Annotated in this window: 1 pseudogene; it reads left to right on the plus strand. The window is 73.4% G+C overall.

Features of this window, described 5'->3' with window-relative positions:
• Window positions 1-301 (plus strand): annotated as a pseudogene (locus tag IG54_RS0137385) (hypothetical protein); the annotation flags it as partial.

Genomic DNA, 301 nt, shown 5'->3' on the forward strand with positions numbered 1-301 from the left:
AGAGCCCGGAGCCGACCGCGAGCGAGTCCGAGGAGTTCCCGCCGCTTCGCCGGGCGGACGGCTCGGTCGTGAGCGGCAAGCCGAAGCCGAGCGCCAGCGGCCCGGACCGGGCGGAGACGGGGGAGGTCAAGGCCAGCGGGCCGCAGAGCGTCCCCGCCATCGGTGACCACCCGGCCGGCACGGGCGTACGGGTCGAGTACACCGTCACCTGGCCCAACTCCACCACCACCAGCCGCAAGGCCCTGCGCGTCGTACAGCAGGGCGACACCTGGCTGGTCGACCAGTCCGAGGACATTGCCGA

Source organism: Streptomyces sp. NRRL S-920, assembly GCF_000717945.1.
In the GTDB taxonomy this organism is placed as follows: domain Bacteria; phylum Actinomycetota; class Actinomycetes; order Streptomycetales; family Streptomycetaceae; genus Streptomyces; species Streptomyces alboniger.